This is a genomic window from Zhongshania guokunii (assembly GCF_040892635.1).
In the GTDB taxonomy this organism is placed as follows: Bacteria; Pseudomonadota; Gammaproteobacteria; order Pseudomonadales; family Spongiibacteraceae; genus Spongiibacter; species Spongiibacter guokunii.
This window is the reverse complement of record NZ_JBFRYA010000006.1, coordinates 67,258-87,833: the sequence shown is the minus strand read 5'-3', so window position 1 is coordinate 87,833 and position 20,576 is coordinate 67,258. Positions and strand designations below refer to the sequence as shown.

At 49.6% G+C, this 20,576-nt stretch carries 16 protein-coding genes; 3 read left to right on the top strand and 13 right to left on the bottom strand.

What is annotated here, in order from left to right:
- Positions 1-126 precede the first annotated feature (126 nt).
- Positions 127-1,227, top strand: a complete 1,101-nt coding sequence (locus AB4876_RS08425) for an EAL domain-containing protein (RefSeq protein WP_368381201.1) — start codon at positions 127-129, stop codon at positions 1,225-1,227.
- Here AB4876_RS08425 and AB4876_RS08420 read toward each other — a convergent pair.
- Together AB4876_RS08420 and AB4876_RS08415 are read right to left on the bottom strand one after the other, a co-directional pair.
- Positions 1,219-2,178, bottom strand: a complete 960-nt coding sequence (locus AB4876_RS08420) for a diguanylate cyclase (protein ID WP_368381200.1) — start codon at positions 2,176-2,178, stop codon at positions 1,219-1,221. The two genes, AB4876_RS08425 and AB4876_RS08420, sit on opposite strands and share 9 nt — an antisense overlap.
- 50 nt (positions 2,179-2,228) lie before the next feature.
- Positions 2,229-6,410 carry a response regulator gene (locus AB4876_RS08415; RefSeq protein ID WP_368381198.1) on the bottom strand — a complete coding sequence of 1,394 codons (4,182 nt, stop codon included), beginning with the start codon at positions 6,408-6,410 and terminating at the stop codon, positions 2,229-2,231.
- Between the two features lie 467 nt (positions 6,411-6,877).
- On the opposite strand from AB4876_RS08415, the gene AB4876_RS08410 reads away from it, so the two are divergent.
- A complete protein-coding gene (locus tag AB4876_RS08410; protein WP_368381197.1) occupies positions 6,878-7,255 on the top strand; it encodes a hypothetical protein in 378 nt (125 codons plus the stop codon).
- 349 nt (positions 7,256-7,604) lie between these two features.
- On the opposite strand, the gene AB4876_RS08405 is transcribed toward AB4876_RS08410, so the two are convergent.
- Positions 7,605-7,895 carry a DUF6482 family protein gene (locus tag AB4876_RS08405; RefSeq protein WP_368381196.1) on the bottom strand — a complete coding sequence of 97 codons (291 nt, stop codon included), beginning with the start codon at positions 7,893-7,895 and terminating at the stop codon, positions 7,605-7,607.
- Between the two features lie 278 nt (positions 7,896-8,173).
- Between AB4876_RS08405 and AB4876_RS08400 the strand changes: the two genes are divergently transcribed.
- Entirely contained in the window at positions 8,174-8,989 is an 816-nt protein-coding gene (locus tag AB4876_RS08400) for an enoyl-CoA hydratase-related protein (RefSeq protein ID WP_368381195.1), read from the top strand.
- Between the two features lie 44 nt (positions 8,990-9,033).
- On the opposite strand, the gene AB4876_RS08395 is transcribed toward AB4876_RS08400, so the two are convergent.
- The 10 genes from AB4876_RS08395 to AB4876_RS08350 form a co-directional block, all read right to left on the bottom strand.
- Entirely contained in the window at positions 9,034-10,551 is a 1,518-nt protein-coding gene (locus AB4876_RS08395) for a SpoVR family protein (RefSeq protein WP_368381194.1), read from the bottom strand.
- Positions 10,548-11,771 carry a YeaH/YhbH family protein gene (locus tag AB4876_RS08390; protein WP_368381193.1) on the bottom strand — a complete coding sequence of 408 codons (1,224 nt, stop codon included), beginning with the start codon at positions 11,769-11,771 and terminating at the stop codon, positions 10,548-10,550. Before AB4876_RS08390 ends, AB4876_RS08395 begins: the two co-directional genes overlap by 4 nt.
- A 26-nt stretch (positions 11,772-11,797) precedes the next feature.
- Complete coding sequence (locus AB4876_RS08385) at positions 11,798-13,720, bottom strand: PrkA family serine protein kinase (RefSeq protein ID WP_301027628.1); 1,923 nt, start codon at positions 13,718-13,720, stop codon at positions 11,798-11,800.
- 618 nt (positions 13,721-14,338) lie between these two features.
- Positions 14,339-15,043: an SDR family NAD(P)-dependent oxidoreductase gene (locus AB4876_RS08380; protein ID WP_368381192.1), complete on the bottom strand. Its 705-nt coding sequence runs from the start codon at positions 15,041-15,043 to the stop codon at positions 14,339-14,341.
- Between the two features lie 21 nt (positions 15,044-15,064).
- A complete protein-coding gene (locus AB4876_RS08375) occupies positions 15,065-15,562 on the bottom strand; it encodes a 6-pyruvoyl trahydropterin synthase family protein (RefSeq protein ID WP_368381191.1) in 498 nt (165 codons plus the stop codon).
- 135 nt (positions 15,563-15,697) lie between these two features.
- Positions 15,698-16,222 carry a shikimate kinase gene (locus AB4876_RS08370; protein ID WP_368381190.1) on the bottom strand — a complete coding sequence of 175 codons (525 nt, stop codon included), beginning with the start codon at positions 16,220-16,222 and terminating at the stop codon, positions 15,698-15,700.
- Positions 16,223-16,411: 189 nt separating this feature from the next.
- Complete coding sequence (gene mmsB, locus AB4876_RS08365) at positions 16,412-17,296, bottom strand: 3-hydroxyisobutyrate dehydrogenase (RefSeq protein ID WP_368381189.1); 885 nt, start codon at positions 17,294-17,296, stop codon at positions 16,412-16,414.
- Positions 17,297-17,422: 126 nt separating this feature from the next.
- Positions 17,423-18,544: an enoyl-CoA hydratase/isomerase family protein gene (locus AB4876_RS08360; RefSeq protein WP_368381188.1), complete on the bottom strand. Its 1,122-nt coding sequence runs from the start codon at positions 18,542-18,544 to the stop codon at positions 17,423-17,425.
- The gene (locus AB4876_RS08355; protein ID WP_368381187.1) at positions 18,544-19,335 is read right to left on the bottom strand and encodes an enoyl-CoA hydratase; all 792 of its coding nucleotides are present in this window, start codon (positions 19,333-19,335) and stop codon (positions 18,544-18,546) included. The genes AB4876_RS08360 and AB4876_RS08355 overlap by 1 nt, the downstream gene beginning before the upstream one ends.
- Entirely contained in the window at positions 19,332-20,492 is a 1,161-nt protein-coding gene (locus tag AB4876_RS08350) for an acyl-CoA dehydrogenase family protein (RefSeq protein WP_368381186.1), read from the bottom strand. The genes AB4876_RS08355 and AB4876_RS08350 overlap by 4 nt, the downstream gene beginning before the upstream one ends.
- Between the last annotated feature and the right edge of the window lie 84 nt (positions 20,493-20,576).

Sequence of the window (20,576 nt, the reverse complement as noted above, 5' to 3'; positions counted from 1 at the left end):
AAGTAAGGCGCGAAACGGCAATATTTAACGAAGCAATAAGGGAATGACCTCAAGTCGCAGATCCGGTATATTTAGCTGTCAGCTCAATATCAGGTTCGCTGAGTCAGGAGTGCGAAATAGCGTGTCATGGATAGTCACTATTATTTAGAAAGCTTCAGCAGAAGCATGGATATCCCTCAGCAGATAACACTTCACACCTTGCCAATTACGATTGGTCGCAGTGCAGATTGCGATTTTACGATCAATAACTCGGCACTTTCGCGACGTCACGCGCGTATTGAGTGGGTCGACGACACATTAACGCTCACCGACCTTGGCAGCACTAATGGCAGTTTCATTAACCATCAACGCGTCAGCGAGACTGCAGCCTTACACAAAGGTGATGTAGTTCATTTTGCCGGCGTAGAATATTGTCTAAAGCAAGCCCCGAAGCTTGACGATAACTGCGCAGACGATCGCACTCGAATTAACCACCAAGCCTTAACGCACAACTACCCGATTCGCGGGCGAGAGTTTCTCGAATTATTAGACCGCGAGCTCGTCACCACCTACCAACAGTGCATTATGGACCAGCATGGCGATCTGTATGGTCACGAATTACTGGGGCGTGGTCGCCATCCCAATTTAAATGAGAACCCCTTTGAACTCTTTATGATCGCAGAACAAATGTCGAAGGAATTCGCCTTAAGTGAACTATTTCGGCAGCGCAGTTTTGCCATGGCCAGCGCCGCCAACATCAATACACCTCTATTTTTTAACTGTCATCCACAGGAGTGCCAAACCCCAGATAAATTATTTGCAGGCTTACATCACCTGCGGCGCTGCTACCCAGATTTACATCTCGTTTTTGAGGTGCATGAAACTGCGGTAACGGACCTCAAACTTATGAAACGGATTCGCGCAGGACTAACCGACTTAAATATTCGCCTCGCCTATGATGACTTTGGCGCTGGACAGACGCGCCTACTGGAATTAGCCGAAGTCCCTCCCGACATCCTCAAATTTGATATATGTCTTGTTAAAAACGTAGCCACCAAAGACTCTAGCCACAAGCGCTTACTAAGCTCTCTTAATATGATGGTTCAAGATATGGGGATTGCAACATTGGCAGAAGGCATCGAAACCAAAGAAGTGGCCGATGCCTGCCTCGCGATGGGAATAAATTACTTTCAAGGCTTTTACTTTGGTCGGCCCACTGAGATCACCGGCGCCAATTTATCAGCCTAAATCACAGCCCTCAACCCGATTTCTGCCGCCCTGTTTGGCTTTATACAATTGCTCATCTGCAGCGCCCAACAACGCGGCCACACCATCTTCCGCCTTAGGATAAATCGTCGCGACCCCAACACTAATGGTGACACAAGACGCATTTGTGGATGCCGCGTGGGGCAGAGCCAAATTTTCAAGCGCAGTGCGTAAACTCTCAGCCTTAGTTAGCGCGCCATCTAAATCGGTTTCTGGCAACAAGCATACAAACTCTTCACCACCGTAGCGCGCGGCTAAGTCCCGGCCACGCCAATTAGCATCACGTAGAACATTCGCAACCTCTTTTAGACAAGTATCGCCCTCTAGATGCCCGTAGTGATCATTGTATTTTTTGAAATGATCAACATCGATCATGATAATTGACAATTGAGTATTAGCTCGCCGACACGCACGCCACTCCCCCGCTAAACGGTCATCAAACAAACGGCGATTGGGGATACGCGTTAAACCGTCTATCGAGGCTAATGTCCGCAGGGCATCCGCCTGAACTTTAAGCGTTAAATGGGTTTTCACCCGCGCTCTAACTACCGCCGGATTTACCGGTTTGGTGATGAAATCTACCGCCCCCACTTCTAGCCCCTTAGTTTCCTCCTCAGGGCTATCTTGCGAGGTGACAAAAATCACAGGGATATTGTGAGTTTCTGGGTCAGCTTTAAGTTGCGTACAAACCTCAATACCGTCCATTTCTGGCATTACCACGTCTAGCAAGATTAAATCTGGTGACTTTTGCCGGCAAACTTCCAGCGCCTGCTGGCCACTGGTCGCCATAAAAACCTCGCTGTCTTTACCAAATATTTGATAAAGAACTTGGATGTTAACCGGCTGATCATCAACAATAAGTAGTCGCGGCCGCGCAGGAATCAATGCCTCAGGCATCCATTCCGACGAAAACAAAGCCTTAATATCTGTCATTTTCAAGGTCCAAGAGTTGTTTATGTGTAATACCATATAAACATCCGAGTTTATTCTGCATCGTCCCTCAACTTACTAAGCGCGGCATAAGCGCCACTGAAATCGAGCCCAGCCATTGCGTTCTGCACATCGGCAGCCGCATCACTTTGGGCCGTAAAAAAGCTATTTAATTCCGCAAACAGGTCCAGCGCTCGCATATTGCTGTCTTTCAGCAAGGCCGCCAGTTCATCCAATTTAGCGCTAAGCTCCGCATCGATGACAAGGCCTTGGTCTTTATCTTCTGCATTGCCGCCAATACTAGGCTCCCCACTCACTGTCGGCGGCGCAAGCGCATCGGCAAGCTCTAACATAACCATACAGGCATGCTGCAGCAAAACGTCGGCTGTCGCCAACATCTCCTCAATATCAACAAGTTCAGCGACGCCCTTGGCCGCGGCTTCAGCTTGCGACAAACAAGCCGCCAAAGCCTGAGCGCCCAAGGTGGCAGATACCCCTCGCAGAGTATGTAGCTCTCTCGCGGCAGCCGGCCGACTGCCGCTCTGCAGTAAAGCACGTATTTTACTCACATCCTGATCGTGGCGGCTGGCAAACATCCGCGCTTGACTGGCGTACAGAGCGCGATTATTACCCATTCGCAGTAGCGCTTCTTTAAAAGAAAAGCCCTCAGGCGGTTCCGGCAATGCCACAATATCCACTTTAGGCTCAGCGATAGTCGCCGTGCTTTGCTCGCGACCACATACCTTTTGCAAGACAACAACCAACTCGCCAAGATCAAACGGCTTACCAATATGGTCATTCATGCCCGCCGCTAAACAAGCCGCTCGATCGGCTGGCATGGCGTTAGCAGTCATCGCCACTATTGGCAAATCGCTAAGCTTTAAAGTATTGCGAATCTCTTTGGTCGCGGTGTAGCCATCCATCACCGGCATTTGCAAATCCATCAATATCACATCGAAAGGAGCCGTAACATCGCGAATACAATCCAGCGCGATCAGCCCATTATCCGCCACCACTACCTCCGCGCCTTCGATCGCCAGTAATTCCCGTGCTACCTGCTGATTAGTAATATTATCTTCAACCAGCAGTATTCTCATTCCCACTAAGCCGTCCTTCGCGGTCTGCCCTTGCTGAGTAACAGCTTGCAGCCGCGAATCCTTATCTGCAAAAGATTGAGCTATGGCATTGTAAATATCCGAGGCAGTCACTGGCTTCATCAAAAAGCCATCTAGCGGTACATTACTAGCGTCGACTCGCTGAGCAAATACCTCTTTCGCGTGGGCGGTAACCATAATCAGTCGCGGTAGAGGAAGCTCGGTCTCAATCTCACGAATTGCCTTAGCCGTCTGCCAACCATCTAGGCGTGGCATCATCCAATCGATAAACGCGATGTCATAGGGATTTTCTTCAGTAATACTCTTTTGAATTTTCGCCAAGCCAAGCTCGCCACTGGGCGCCTCTTCAACATCCCAACCCAATGATTGACAGATACTGCCAATAATCTGCCGCGCATTGGCATTGTCATCTATCACCAATATGCGCATATTCTTTAACTCGGGCGACAATTCTCGGCGCTTAACTTCGCCGAGCTGCTCCTCGCTAGCCTTTTCGGCAATAAGTGAAAACGAAAAAATACTACCCTTACCCTCTTCGCTTTCAACCTCTAGCTCGCCGCCCATCATACGAATAAGGCGCTGACAGATAACCAAGCCCAAGCCAGTGCCGCCAAAGCGCCTAGTAGTTGCCGCCTCTGCTTGGGTAAATGACTCAAAAACCCGTTTTTGCTGTTCTGGCGACATACCAATGCCAGTGTCGCTTACTTTAAAGCCCAAGACTAAACGCTGGCCGCGCTCATGCTGCACAAACACCGACAACATCACCTCTCCATGATCGGTAAATTTAACCGCATTGCCGGCGAGGTTAATTAGAATTTGTTTAATCCGTAAAGAATCGCCAAGCATTAACTTGGGAACGGAAGAATCTATATTGAATAAAATTTCAACATTTTTCTCACTGACATTCATACTTAGAATAACTGCTATATCGCGCAGCACTTCATCAATTGCAAAGGGGCGAACATCCAGTAACAATTTTCCCGCTTCAATTTTTGAAAAGTCTAAAATATCATTGATAATTCCCAATAGCGCTTCGGCTGCGCCGCTGGCTTTTGCTACATAATCCAACTGCCGCTCAGTCATGTCAGTATATTTGAGTAAATTCAGCATTCCCAGCACGGCATTCATTGGAGTACGAATTTCATGGCTCATATTTGCCAAAAATTCGCTCTTGGTTTTACTCGCTTCTTCCGCTTTGGCCTTCGCATCAACCAGTTCTATTTGCTGTTTTTTATGGTTAGTCAAATCTCTCGCTATACCGATATAACCAGTAACATTATTATCTTTGTCGTAAAGCGTATTACTTTTTAGCTGTACTGGAAGTCGCGACCCATCTTTGCGAACAAATTCCCACTCCCGTTCAAAATTAACTTCTTGTGTTATTTTTTTCGTGCCACGCTGAGCTTCGCGCTTTGCCATTTCGCCCAACGCCGCTTCAATTTCGTCTTTAACAAACAGTATTTGCATAGACTGTTTGTTAACTAGCTCCTCTGCGGAATAGCCCAACATTTTCTCTGCTGCGGGGTTAAAAAGAGTAATTATGCCGTCAGGCCGATTGGCAAAAATCGCGTAACCGGCGTTTTCAAAAATGGCCTCTTGCAATGCCGAAGCTGCCTCTAACTCTTTGGTGCGTGTCGCAACTTGCAGCTCAAGACTCTGATTTAGGTCTAGCAATTGGCGCTGAGCCGCCTTCACTTCGGTAATATCCCGAATAATATTGGCAGCAGCAATAATCTTTCCATCTGAGCCCTTTACCGGCGACACCGTTACCGAAACATCGATCACCCGAGTATCACAATGCCGACGCAAGGTTTCAAAATTGGGAATGGTATCGCCACTAGAAACGCGCCGACGCAGCTTTGAGGCTTCTCCCTCAAGCGCCTCTGGTACAATAAGACTACCTAGCTTTTTGCCCACGGCCTCTTGAGTGCTATAACCAAACATCTGCTCCGCGGCATGATTCCAACTATTGACAACTCCATCTAAGGTTTCACTGATAATGGCGTCATTCGATCCAGCGACAATCGCGGCAAGTGAGGAGTTTTGCGCCTGCAGTGTCGCCTTGCGGCGCAGATTCATTGCAACCAAATACAAGAAGGCAACGGTCAACATCAGCAAACAAAACAATAAACCGAGGTTATACAGACGGGAGTCAAACACCACTTGATCTACCGCACTATTATCAGCTGCAATAACTAGGCTGATAAAATTTTCTTGATCGTAATAGATGGTGCGTACTGCTGAATGCAAAAACTCACCATCTGCAATGCGATTTATTTGCGAAACTCCGTTGCTAAGACTGCCTGCAAACTCATCGCCCCAGCGATAGGGTTTTCCGAGTTCAAAGCCAAAAGTTTTACTAGCGTCGGGATGTAGTAAAAAATCACCCCGTGCATTTAATATATATAGGCGCTCACCTTCCTCGAAATCTGCCTGTAAAACATTAAAGGTATCCACCAAATTAACATTAACAACGACCATACCAAAAACATCACCATTGGAATCGGTAACAGACGTTGCCAGTCGTAAAGTGGGAACATAGGGCTCCTCAATTTCGCCAAGCTCGCGATTGAGATCAATACGCGACACATAGACTTCGCCCGGCCGCCGGCCCAAAATTTCAACAAAATAATCACGGTCGGCCTTTTGCTGTAGCAGAGAATCATCCACAACAAGAATGTGCCCACCTTCTCGGTCAACTCGCACTAACTCTTGGCCATTATTGGCAACACCAATATAGCGAACTTGTTGAACACTGGGGTTGGTTCCGAGGTAAGCAGCGAATATTTCTTGGAGACGATTACCCCATTCCGCGGTGGTATCTTGGGCTTTGGGATCTACGCCGCCGTTTTCATGGGCCCGAATAATAGCGGATACCGGCGGTGTTTCGGACAAAAACAGGGTATCGCGTTTTAAGCGCTCCATGCTCGCCATAAACGCCTTGCTTCGGGCATCGACTAAATTGCGCAAATGGCTTTGTAATTGACGCTCTTCATTACTGCGAACATTGTGGTCGGAGACCGGAATCATTACGATAGTAACGGCAGCAAAAATAAGCAGTACAATCGCTAAAAATCCTAAGTTAAATGATTTCACAATTTCCCGCAGATTTCCAAACACGCAATATTCCCTTTATTTAATTGTTGTGTACTTATCATAAAGCAGCACTAAGCATTTATGCAGTAGGTAGAATTATCGAGCTGACCGGCTTTCTTTCAGACTGCAAATATGCATAAAACGGCAGTAAGGAGGTGCCGTTAGCACAAATCCGATTACAGCAGCCTACTTGACAGAAAATGGACGCGACCTAGGCTGCAACTTTATTACCGCACCCTGAGTGCAGACAACGACGAAGGCCACCACCAATTCAGCGACTGAAATCCCCCTAGGCCGCTAAACAGGTATGACTTTCCTAACGAACTCAAGAGATGACCGGTTTAACAAGCTATAACTAACAAAATTGAGTTTGCATACTAGCATAGCGCGGCTTTATATCTAACAATAGCAAGCAGGTGCAGACCTAATCCCCTGCACCAGCAAACACCCACTCGACAGCAATCTGTCGTGATAAAGCAGGGAATACGGCTATGGCGCAACCTAAAATGGTCTACTCACTCACCGCCTTTGTCATTGTTATCTACGCCATTGTGTTTTTGCGATCAACGCCGCCTGCCCTTGAAAAGCCCCTGAATAGCCATGTAGCTAGCTGGACCATAGACGAGTCAGGGCTTAGCGCCGGCCCAGCGGTCATCCACGCCCAGCTTGGCGATCAATTGCAGCTCTACATCCAGGCGACAATCACCGACGAGTTACAACTCAGCGGCTACGGCACCACGCTGCAACTCGGGCCACAGAGTCCTCGCCAGTTCGACTTAGTATTGAATGTAAGCGGTCACTTTGAATTCAAGCTTCGCAATCGACAGTACGTAATCGCGGTACTTGAGGTTTCGTCGCTGAAAGAATAAGCCGCCATCTTAACCTACCGGCACTTAACATCAGCTATGGGGCAGGAGATCGCAATATTGGGGGCGGTAATGCCAGGTAATCTGGTATAAAGTACGCGACCAGCTCGATTATCACCTGATTACGGTATCGACAGTTATCCTTCATTTATGTAAATAAATTCGACTATCTCTAGTTAATCCCAGCTTTAACTAAACTGTTAACACCGTCGCTCGCACCGTAAAGTTTCAATAAAAAAACAATGCATTCCCATGGGTTAGCGCCATTAACGGCCTTAACACTGCCCCACTTCAGCGCAGATACGGCCATAATAGACCGCAACCATTCACCGTCCAATTTTGTAACCAATATTCACATCGCAAGAACAATCCTGCCCATATCGGGCTCTGCAAATTGACACAACGACTCGATGCCAGCGCCAACCTTAATAATGAAAGATTGCGGAGGACAGCCGCAAGCTGCCAAGCACTGTTGCATGGCAGTTAAGGACGACCTGGTTAAGGGTTTGTCATCAGCCTCGTAGATATTCAGCAAACGACCTTCGAGAGCAATCGCGGCGATATACATCCCAGCCCCAGTTGCGTTAATAAACACTTTAGACAAGGGCAAGGCCGCAAGCTGGTCTGTAAATACTTTGGTCATGATTACACCTTTTATTCTAAAACAAGATACTTTTAGTAACACAGGTATTTTTGATACGTAAAAAACCAAATAAAAAGATGCACAAAAATATTCTCTTTATCCGCCGAAAACACCTGACCTAAAGACCACCAATAAAGTTAAAGCAAAAACAGGGCCAAGAAACATTTATCGCCAGTAGCCTCAACTCTTGCCCCTCTGTACCCCACCCGCTTTTGCTATACTGAAAGCCAATCATCAAATGACCACTCTCTATTACTGGGTTAAATTTGGAAAATACTATGATTCAAACACCACTAGTCAACGATGCCTCGCTTACCGTTAAAGACGGCTATGCCATTTTGCGCTTTGAGCGCGACGACCTGCGCAACGCATTGACCGGCACTACCTTGATTGACGACCTATGCTCCACCCTCGACTGGGCCAATGCCAATAAGGCGATCTCCTGTCTCATTATTACCGGCGCAGGTAAAGCCTTTAGCTCCGGCGGCAACGTTAAAGATATGCGTGATAAGCAGGGTATGTTTGGCGGCACGCCCGCTGAGATCAGCGAGAGTTACCGCAACGGAATTCAACGCATTTCGCGTGCGATGCACAGCGCTGAGATAGTCACCATTGCCGCAGTTAACGGCGCAGCAGTTGGCGCAGGCTTTGATCTATGCAGCATGTCTGATCTGCGCATAGGCTGTGAGCACACTCGCTTCGGTGAAACCTTCATCAACCTAGGTATTATTCCCGGCGATGGCGGCGCGTGGTTCTTACAGCGCCTTGTAGGCTACCAGCGCGCTGCCGAACTCACCTTTAGCGGCCGAATAATCGACAGCGCCGAAGCCTTAAGCATGGGGTTATTATTAGAGTGCGTGGCTGCAGAGGATTTAATGGCGACCGCAGAGCGATATGCAGCGTCTTACGCCAGCAAGCCACCGCAGGCACTACGACTAAGTAAACGGCTTATGAAAGCCGCCCAGCGGCAGGAATTAGGGGATTTTCTCGATGTATGCGCCGATGTCCAAGCTCAGTGCCATCACACCGCCGACCATCAGCGCGCTTTAGATGCCTTTCTCAATAAAACAATCGCAAAATTTGAGGGCAACTGAGCAGGTAAATTGGTCTTATAAATCAGCCCTCGCCGAGCGAGCATCTACGCTCCGGCTGGGGCCACCTCGATCTTATCTACGACTCCCTTACCCTCCTCGAAAATTTCCATGGTAACGGTAAAACCCCACAGCCGACTCAGATGCTTTAAAACCTCCGCAGCATCGTCAGTAAGCGGTCGCTGACGCAAGCGGTTATAACGCAATACCAAGGATCGGTCGGCCATGTGTTCGTAGCGAACAATCTGAATATCGGGTACCACGACATCCCGATTGTATTGTTTGGAGAGTAATCGGCGCACCTCGCGGTAGCCTTCTTCATTGTGAATAGCCTCCACCCGCAAATGATCAGCCTTGTGCTCGTCGGCAATGGCGAACAAATGAAATTCACGGATCAACTTAGGGGATAAATACTGAGCAATAAAAGACTCATCTTTGTAATTGCGCATGGCAAAATCCAGTACCTCGCGCCAGTCCTTGCCAACAATATCAGGAAACCATTCGCGGTCTTCGTCATCTGGCTCCTCACAAATGCGTCGAATATCGCGCATCATTGCAAAACCAAGAGCGTAGGGATTTATGCCTGAATAGCCGGGGTGATCAAAACCAGGCTGCATCACCACGTTGGTGTGCGACTGCAGAATCTCGAACATAAAGCCGTCATCCACCAAGCCGCGATCATACATGCTGTTGAGTAAGGTATAGTGCCAAAAGGTCGCCCAGCCCTCGTTCATCACCTTGGTTAAACCTTGGGGGTAAAAATACTGGGCCAGCTTGCGCACTATGCGCACAATTTCACGTTGCCAGGGTTCAAGTGTCGGCGAGTATTTTTCAATAAAATACAGCAGGTTTTCCTGGGGCTCCGGAGGGAATACGCGCTTTTTCTTTTTTGCACTTGCGCCGTCATCGGGCTTTTGTGGCACAGTGCGCCAAATATCGTCGTACTGTTTCCAGGCATGCTCTTCACGCTCATGCTGGCGCTGGAGCTCATCCTCTGCCGACAGTGGCGAGGGCCGATGAAAGCGGTCTACGCCGTGATCCATCAAGGCGTGGCAGGCGTCCAAGGTCTCTTCTACGCGCTCTTCGCCGTAACGCTGCTCGCACTCAAAAATATACTTTCGAGCAAATACCATGTAATCGACAATGGCGTCGGCGCTGGTCCACTGCTTAAACAAGTAATTACCTTTAAAAAAGGAATTGTGTCCGTAGCAAGCGTGGGCAATTACCAGCGCCTGCATGGGCATGCTGTTATCTTCCATTAAATAGGCAATACAGGGGTCGGAGTTAATCACCAGCTCATAGGCTAAGCCACGCTGGCCGCGCCGGTAGGCTTCCTCGTTTTGAATAAACTCCTTGCCGTAACTCCAGTGCGCGTAGCTTATTGGCAAACCCACAGACGCGTAGGCGTCGAGCATTTGTTCCGAGGCAATCACCTCGATCTGATTGGGGTAGGTATCTAGGCCAAACTCTTTGGCGATAATGCCAATTTCTTTATCGTAGCGCTGCAACAGCTCAAAGTCCCAGTCGCCACCCCGCGATAACACGCTGTCTTTCAATGGCCTCATGCAGTCTCCCTCTGAAACAGCTCCCGCAACACTGGGTAAACATCCCCGCGATCCATCACCGTACTCATGGCAAAGGTGGCGTCACGAATTTGGCTATACGCCGCCGCCAGCGGAGTAATACTGCTAGGGCTGTCGGGAATTTCGACGTAGGCGAAATACCTGCACAGGGGCAGAATATCTTTGCTGAGGCGCATCGCGCTACGCTGAGGGTCACTGCCGAAGGCATCGCCGTCGGAAACTTGCGCGCCGTAGATATTCCACTGACTCGGCGAGTAACGATCTTCGAGGATTTCGATCATTAAATTCAAGGCCGACATCACCACGGTACCGCCAGTTTGGGGGTCGTGAAAAAACGCCTGCTCATCGACCTCCTCTGCATTGGAGGTGTGACGAATAAAGACCAGCTCGACGTGTTCGTATTTACGGCTAAGAAAAAGATAAAGCAAGGTGAAAAAGCGCTTGGCCAGGTCCTTCTTCTGTTCCGACATCGACGCCGACACGTCCATTAAGCAAAACATCACTGCACGGCTAATTGGCTTGGGTTCTTTTACGCGATGACGAAAACGCAGATCGTATTCGTCTAAAAATGGAATTCGCTCAATCCGCTTTTCCAGTGCCTCAATATCTTCAGCAGTGCCAGCTCCCGCTTTTAATTCGGCTAATTCACGATTCAACGGTGCGCGCAGGGCGATGCGTCTGGCCATGGCGTTTTGCAGGGAGCGCGGCACCGACAAATTCGCTGGCACCCCACTTGGCGTGTAACCCGCACGACGATAGGTAAACTGCTTTGAATCACCGAGCACATTACGCGCCAAGCGGGGCAGTTCAAGATCGTCAAAAAACAAGTTCATAAACTCTTCTTTAGAGAGTGTGAACATAAAGTTGTCTTGACCTTCCTCGCCCTGACCTTCGCCACTGCCAGAGCCACCACCACCGCCACCAGAAGGCGGCTTGGCGATACGGTCACCGGTAGTGAACTCCTTGTTGCCGGGATGTACCATTTCGCGGTCGCCACCGCGACCAACGCGAAACTTTGGTTCGGAAATATCTTTAACCGGAATACCAACTTCGCCGCCCCGAGACATGTCGGTAATCGAGCGGTCGGCGACAATATCGGCGACCGATCTGCGCAGCTGCGCCTTGTAACGCCTGATAAAACGCTGGCGATTGCTGGCGTTTTTATTGCGATCATTCAGGCGGCGGTCAATGATCATTGACATATTACGCCCCTTTCATTGACAGAGTATTAACCCGATTTTCTAACCCGTAAATACCACTCGGACAACAGTCTGACCTGTTTCGGGGTATAGCCCTTCTCAACCATACGCGTCACAAAGTTCTCGTGCTTCTGCTTGTCTTCCACAGAGGCCTTGGCGTTGAAGGAAATAACGGGCAACAGCTCTTCGGTACTTGAGAACATTTTTTTCTCAATGACCTCTCGCAATTTCTCGTAGCTAGTCCAGCTGGGATTGCGACCCTCGTTTTGCGCTCTGGCCCGCAATACAAAATTGACTATTTCGTTGCGGAAATCTTTAGGGTTGGCAATGCCCGCGGGTTTTTCAATTTTTTCCAATTCGCTGTTTAAGGTGCCGCGATCAAAAATTGCACCGGTTTCTGGGTCGCGATAATCTTCGTCTTGTATCCAATAATCGGCGAAGGTCACGTAGCGATCAAAAATATTTTGACCGTACTCTGAGTACGATTCCAAATACGCGGTTTGAATTTCCTTACCCACATACTCGGCGTAGCGCACTGCGAGCCAGCCCTTGATAAACTCTAGGTAAGTGCGCTGGGTGTCTTCCGGCAATTGTTCGCGAAGAATACGCTGCTCTAGCACATACATTAAATGTACGGGGTTGGCGGCAATCTCGGCGTTGTCGTAATTAAATACGGCCGACAATACCTTAAAGGCAAAGCGGGTCGACATGCCGGTCATGCCCTCGTCGATGCCCGCGTAATCGCGATACTCTTGGAAGGATTTAGCAGCTGGATCGGTGTCTTTTAAGGATTCGCCGTCATAGACCCGCATTTTAGAGTAAATACTGGAATTCTCTGGCTCCTTGAGCCGAGACAAAACCGTAAACTGGGCCAACATTTCCAGCGTTCCGGGTGCGCATGGCGCCTTAGACAAGGAACTGTGGCGCATCAATTTCTCGTAAATTTTGACCTCTTCGGACACCTGCAAACAATAGGGGACCTTAACGATATACACCCGATCAAGGAACGCCTCGTTGTGCTTGTCGTTTCTAAAAGTCAGCCATTCCGACTCATTAGAGTGAGCCAAAATCACCCCTTGAAAAGGGATCGCCGAGAAACCTTCAGTGCCCTTGTAATTGCCTTCTTGGGTAGCGGTTAACAGCGGGTGCAGCATTTTGATGGGCGCTTTGAACATCTCCACAAATTCAAGCAGACCTTGGTTGGCTAAACACAGACCACCGGAATAAGAGTAGGCATCGGGATCGTCTTGGGCATAAGCTTCAAGTTTACGAATATCTACCTTACCGACCAAGGTGGATATATCTTGGTTGTTCTCGTCACCGGGTTCGGTTTTTGTAACCGCAATCTGTTTCAAGACCGAAGGTTGAATTCGTACCACGCGGAATTTTGTTAAATCACCTTCGTACTCATCTAGGCGTTTAATTGCCCACGGCGAAGACAGGCCGGTGAGATAGCGCGTGGGAATACCGTATTCTTTTTCCAGTTGTTCGCCATCGCGCAGCGGGTCAAACAAGCCCAGCGGCGACTCATTAATTGGCGAGCCTTTCAGCGCATAAATTGGCGCCGCTTCCATTAATTTTTTTAATCTTTCTGCGATGGAGGATTTACCGCCGCCAACGGGGCCCAGTAAATACAGAACCTGCTTGCGCTCCTCCAAGCCTTGAGCCGCGTGTTTAAAGAACGCCACAATCTGCGCAATGACATCTTCAAGACCGTAAAATTCTTCAAAGGCGGGATAACGCGGGATAAGACGATTTGAAAAAATACGTGACAAGCGCGGGTCTTTGCGGGTATCGATTAACTCTGGCTCACCAATGGCGGCCAGCATACGCTCCGCGGGGGTTGCGTAAGCAAGTGGGTCCTGACGACAGAGGTCTAAATAGGCCTCAAGGGACATCTCTTCTTCGCGCCCCTTCAGGTATTGCTCACGAACATTGTCTAATATGCCCATCTTTGCAATCTCCTTCTGTGCTGTGCTGCGGCGCCAAAACCCCGACTAAGGGATATTTCTAACCGCCCTTTAAGTGTGCAAGCATCTTTACTGTACTCCGTTACGAGATGACCATCCAGCTGGATTATCAATAATTTACGGAATAAATATAAAATAAAATTCGCTCACCTGTTGAACTTTATACTATGTAAGTAACGCTAAAATCATGGTGCGAATTGGCGCAGTTCACCATCTTGGATACTACTTATCTAACGCCGGTATATGCCTAAGTGAGCAACAAAATAATTCACCGCGCCGCGGTTAAATTACTCTTTTAAAGTCGTCATTAAGTGTTAAGCAAGATTGCGGCCAGACTAAAAGCGCATTTAAAAATTAATTTTAAACAGCCTCAGATCCACCGCCATTTCCCCCTAAAAAAAGCAGATACATAGCACTGCGCGCATGCGGCGTAACAGACAGCGCGGCAAGTTTAGATCTTTAGAGTGTTAATGGGGAATTGTACAGGCCGCCCTAGCAGCGGATACGAATCAGTGCTGGGGCTGTAAAGAAGGATGATCACGACGACGCACCACTACGGTGCGATCACGTCAAAATATTAAGGAGCGCTAAATTGCGGATCTAGCGCTCAATTTGACCGAGATTAGCGTGAATAACACTGCCGTTAATCACCGGATTAGCCGCGCAGAACCAAATAGTAGCGGCAATTTCGGCGGGATCTATCAAGCGGCCAAAGCTAACCATACCGGTAATATTGGCTAACACCGCAGGGTCATCGCCGAGCATGCCCCTCAGCATGCCAGTATCGGTAAAGCCTGGGCAAATACAGGCGCTATGAATTCCCGAGCCGATCAAATCTTGGGTGGTGGCGCGCATCAGTCCAATAACCCCGTGCTTGCTGGCAATATACGAGGCGCAGCCCGCTACCGCTTTCTCGCTTAGGGTTGAACCCATATAAAGAATCGCAGAGCCTGGCTTCATCAAAGGAATCAGCAGCGCATTTAATTGCTGGGGCGCTACCAAATTCACCTGTAATACTTGACGGAAATTCTCAGCCGCTAAATTGCCAACGCTATCGCCGTCATGACGGGCAGCATTATGCAATAACACCAGCTGATCGGCCTTGCCCGCTATTACCCGCAGCTCAGCCTCGCAGCTGCTCAGCCAGTCTGCATTTTGCATATCAACACAGATCTGCTGGGCGTCTTCAAGCGCAATGCCGCGCCGAGACAAATTAACAATGTGGTAACCTTCGGCCTGAAAACGCTGTGCAGTGGCATAGCCAATACCCTGACTGCCGCCGCTCACAATCAATACTTTATTCATTTGATACTCTCTAAGTCGCCGCTAAACGCGGGTCCAGCTCGCTGATCCCCACTGACCAGGGCCTGAGGACACTTTCATTGTTAATTCACGAATCTCGTTGCCTTCAATAAATGGCGCATCGCAGAGTAAGAGCTCCAGCAGATAGCGGGCGAACTCCTCCACCGTGGTATTGCGCACCGGCAACAACAGGGTATCTGAGATCAAAAATGGGATTTCTTCGCCATTAAACTCGGCAATATAGTGAGGCCCTTCGCTGCGCACCCGCATATAGGGGGATTCTGCTGGCAGCAAAGTGTATTCATCGAGCTGGGCGCAAAGCTTGCGCAGTCGAGTTTTGATCTCTACATAGCTAAAGCACATGCCGTTCTCACCGACATCAGCGGTCAACAACAGGCTAACTTTGAAGTTATGACCGTGTAATCGCTCGCGATCGGTGGCGGAGAATATGGTGAAATGCGCGCCGGAAAATTTTAGATCTTCCTTGCTAATCTCAATACATGTGTAGGCTTTAACAGGCATTACTGGGGCAGTTCCTTATCTTTATCGTGGTGAGCAATAACGCAGACGATTAAATACTTAGTAAAATCAGCGCCTAGCTTAACTCCCCACAGCTTAACTCTCCATAGCCGGTGCAAGCAAAACCCGCTGCAACACTCAGCTAAGCGAAGCCTGCACTGCCTTCAATAATTCGGCTTCGCTCAAACCACTACCATTAACCACGATATCAGCGTAGCGCTGATATAGCGGTAGGCGCTCGGCATAGACCTGCGCCAATGTCTGTCCGACGGGGCCCGCAATGCCGCGGTCATTAAAATTTTGAACTCGCTGCTCAATTTCTGCCAGCGGAATATCCAAAAACACACAGGGGCCACAAGCTTTTAAATGTCTCATCGCCAGCGCGCTATACACCGCGCTGCCGCCGGTAGCGACTACCTGACCAGTAAAATTATGGGCTAATAAAACCTGCTCTTCTCGCTTTCGCAAGCCGAGGTAACCGCGCTCATCGAGTAGCGCCTGCAAGGTATGCCCAGCCTCCTGCTCGATCAAACGATCGGTATCCACCAGCGGTAGCCCGCGCGCGTTCGCCAGACCAGCACCAATGGTCGATTTACCCGCGCCGGGCATACCAATCAAAATAATAGCGGGGCACTTGTTGGCTTCGCCCATATTCTTAGACATCTGTGATCTCAGTATTTTTCAAAGCGTGCGTCTCTAAAGGTGTGCCTCAAGCTCAGTTCCACAAGGGAATTGCCGTCACATTGCCACATATACAGTAAAAATAAACACACTAGGCACAATAAAAAAAGGCAGTGGCCGCAAAGCGGTCACTGCCAAAGCACTTACTAAGGGAAAAATGATTGGGGCTAATTAAGCCTGAAACATTTCTAATATTGCCGAGAAATCGCGCTGGGCATTACCTTTCGATGAGAAGGACGCATACAAGCTGCGAGCCAGCGCCCCCATTGGCACAGAGCTCTGGGTGCTCAAGCTGTTTTCCATTGCCAAGCCAAGATCCTTCAGCATCAACTGAACCATAAAGCCTGGCTTATAATCGTTCGACGCGGGAGCGGTTGGCATGACGTCTGGATAGGGGTTATAAGTCTCTAGTGACCAGTTCCGGCCAGAGCTATTAAGCATAATCTCTGACAAAACCTTGGGGTCAAGGCCGTTGTTTGCACCCAGCTGTAGTGCTTCTGCGGTACCAATCATGTGCACGGCGAGGAGCATATTATTGCAGATCTTAGCGATCTGGCCGGCGCCGTGATCACCGGCGAGGAAGATGTTTTTACCCATACCCTCGAGAACTTGCTTGCCACGCGCAAATGCCTCAGCGTCACCGCCACACATGAAGGCCAAAGTGCCAGCCTGAGCTGCTTTAACGCCACCGGAAACCGGCGCGTCGATCATCTGCAAGCCTTTAGCTGTCGCTGCCTCGCCCACTTTACGGGCAGTTTCTGCATCAATGGTGCTGCAATCCATAAACAAGGTGCCGGGATTCGCTTTAGCGATTAAACCTTCGTCACCGAGGTATAAGCCCGCAACATGCTTGCCCGCTGGCAGCATCGTGATCACCGTGTCGGCGCTAGCGAGGGCCTCTAGTGCCGTGGCCGCTTTGCTGGCGCCCTGCGCAACTACCGCGTCCATCGCAGCGTCAACCAAGTCAAAAACCGTCACTTGGTGGCCAGCTTTAACGAGATTGGCGGCCATTGGCCCGCCCATATTTCCTAAACCAATAAACGCTACCTTAGCCATATTCCTCACCTATTTATTAGATTACTGACGACCCAGTGGCCGCCCGAAGATCAAAAAATGGAGCAACCTAGGCCGCCCCAAAACCCTTGCTTAGCTTTTAATTTTCCTGCTTAAAATCGATACCATTTATAGGTCGTGCAGAGGGTTCTCTGGCCACGGCGCGGTAAAATGATGATCGATTAAAGACTGCGGTACCTCGGCCGGCGACGTGTGCTGCCACGCGGGGTTCTTGTCTTTGTCTATTAACAAAGCGCGAACACCTTCGGCAAACTCGGGCTGACGAATAATCGTGGTTGATAGCAATGCCTCGGCCTGAAACGCCGCTTTCAAACTCAAGCCCTTGCAGCGGCGAATTTGCTCGGCAATCAAGCGCGCGCTTAGTGGTGAGCCTGACGCCAAGGTCGCGGCAGCTTTCTGAACCCAGGGGTTTTCAGATTGCGCCGCAATAATGCTATTAATCACCGCAAGATCGTCTTCACCAGCACACAGCTGCTCAATTTCTGCAGCGGCGACTTCAACATTGCCCGCAGGCAATGCTGCTTTTGAGCGGGCAGCAAAGCCCGCCATTAAGTCAAAAACGCGCTCTTGGTTGTCGGCAACGCCAGTAGACCAGGCTACATCAGTTAGCGCGCTCAACACCTCGTCAGCATACTGATGCTCAATAAAGCCTTCTGCCAAGCCAAGATACAGCGCGTCGGCAGCGTTAAAAGACGCGCCGGTTAAGGCCAAGAACAAACCCGCCTTGCCAGGCATACGGTTCAAAAAATAGCTGCCACCAACATCAGGGTATAAGCCAATGGTGATCTCGGGCATGGCCAAGCGGGTTTTTTCGGTGACAACTCGATAGCTGCCCGCCGCAAACACGCCCATGCCGCCGCCCATAACAATACCGTGGCCCCAAACAATGACCGGCTTGTCGAATTGGTGTAGCAGGTAGTCAACGCGGTATTCCTGCTCAAAGAACGCCTCTGCGTATTCGCAGGGGCCGCCACGCTGCTCAACAGACGATTTGTACAAGGCCTGCACATCACCGCCAGCACACAGTGCTTTTGGGCCAGCGCCGTGGACAAAAACACAGGCAATATCGCTGCGCTCACGCCATTCGCGCAGTTTGACCAGCATCAGCTCGACCATATTCAAGGTCAGTGAATTGAGGGTCTTTTCTACGTTCAGCGTAATTACACCAATCGCTGGACCACTTGCCGAGCGGCGCTCTTCAAACAAAACTTCTTCTACATGCGCTTCCATTACGCGTTCTTCCACTCTGGGCTGCGTTTTTCAAGAAACGCATTCACGCCTTCTTTTTGATCCAAGGTGTCGAATAACTGAATGAAACGCTCGCGCTCCAACAACAAACCTTGTGGCATAACTGCTTCACGGGGCTTGTGAATCAACTCTTTACAGAAGCTGACAGATACAGGGCTCTGCTGAGCAACCTGCGCCGCCAAGGCCAGTGCCGCTGCTTTCGCCGTGCCGGATTCAACCACTTCTTCAACCAAGCCGAGACTCAGCGCCTTATCCGCTTTAATACGCTCGCCGCACAATATAATACGTTTAGCCCAACCCGGACCAACCAACGCGGATAAACGCTGGGTACCACCAGCGCAGGGCAGCAAGCCTACTTTCGCTTCTGGCAGAGCCATTTGGGCGTGGGCTTCAGCAATGCGGATATCACAGGCCAAGGCGCATTCCAAACCGCCACCCATCGCAAAGCCATTAATCGCCGCAATTGAAACACCGCGGAAATCAGCCAATGCTTCAAAGGCTTGGCCAAATTTCAAACCAATATCTTGAGCAACCGCTTTGTCGCCGCTGGCAAACATTTTTAAATCTGCACCGGCTGAGAAAAATTTCTCGCCAGCGCCAGTAATCACAAGGCTGTAAATATTTTTGTCGGCATTTAAGTTGGCGATTAGCTCGCGCATACCACTTAAAGACTCGGCATCCCAAGTATTTGCACCAGGATTGTCGATGGTAATCAAAGCTGTATGGTCAATGATCTCTACTTTTAGTTTTTCTGTGGGACTGTAGTTGCTCACTTAATCACCTCCAAGGCGCCATCTATTAATAAACGTCGGCCAATAATGACCCGCATAATTTCATTGGTCCCTTCCAGAATCTGGTGCACGCGACTGTCGCGAACATGACGTTCTAGTGGGTACTCCTTAATGTAACCGTAACCGCCGTGCAATTGCAGGGCGTCATTGCAAATGGTGAAACAGGCATCGGTAGCAAAGCGTTTTGCCATCGCGCAATAGGTGCTTGCTTCTGGGTCGCCGCTATCCAATTTAAATGCCGCCAAACGCACCATCTGCCGCGCCGCCACTAGGTCAGTGGTCATATCAGCCAATTTAAACTGGGTGTTTTGAAAGTCGGCAATCGCCTGACCAAACTGTTTACGCTCTTTCACGTATTCAATGGTCGCTTCCAGCGCGGCTTGCGCGGTACCAATCGAGCAGGTGGCGATATTAATACGACCGCCATCTAAACCTTTCATGGCAATTTTAAAGCCTTGGCCTTCACTGCCCAGCATATTCGCCGCCGGAACCACCACGTCTTCGAAGCTCACGGTGCGCGTTGGCTGGCTATTCCAGCCCATTTTCTCTTCTTTTTTACCGTAGCTCACGCCTGGGGCATTAGCCGGAATCGCAAAGGCGCTAATGCCTTTAGGGCCGTCACCACCGGTGCGCAACATCACCACCAGCAAGTCGGTAGAGCCGGCGCCAGAGATAAACATTTTACTGCCGTTAACAATATAATTATCGCCATCGGCGCGGGCGGTGCTACGCAGGCTGCCCGCATCGGAACCGGCGCTGGGTTCAGTTAGGCAGTAAGATGCCAGTTTTTCACCCATCACCAAATCGCCACACCACTCCTCGATTAAGGCGGGCTTGCCGTAGGTGCCAACCATACTGGTCGCCATATTGTGAATCGTCAAAAATGCAGCTGTAGAGGTACAACCCCGCGCCAACTCTTCAACAATGACACTGGTATCAAGGCGACTCATACCCAAGCCGCCGGCGTCTTCAGGGGTATACATACCCATAAAGCCCAGCTCACCGGCTTGTTTTAAGGCATCCTTGGGAAAAATATGCTCTGCGTCCCACTGGGCCGCATTCGGCTTGAACACGCCGTCGGCAAATGACCGCGCACTTTCGGCGAACGCTTTTTGATCGTCAGAAAGGTTAAAGTCCATGTTGTTCTCTTTATCATGTAACGAATTGATATAAAACGGATTGATATCAAAACAAGAATAAAAACGCCGCAGAAGCTGCGGCGT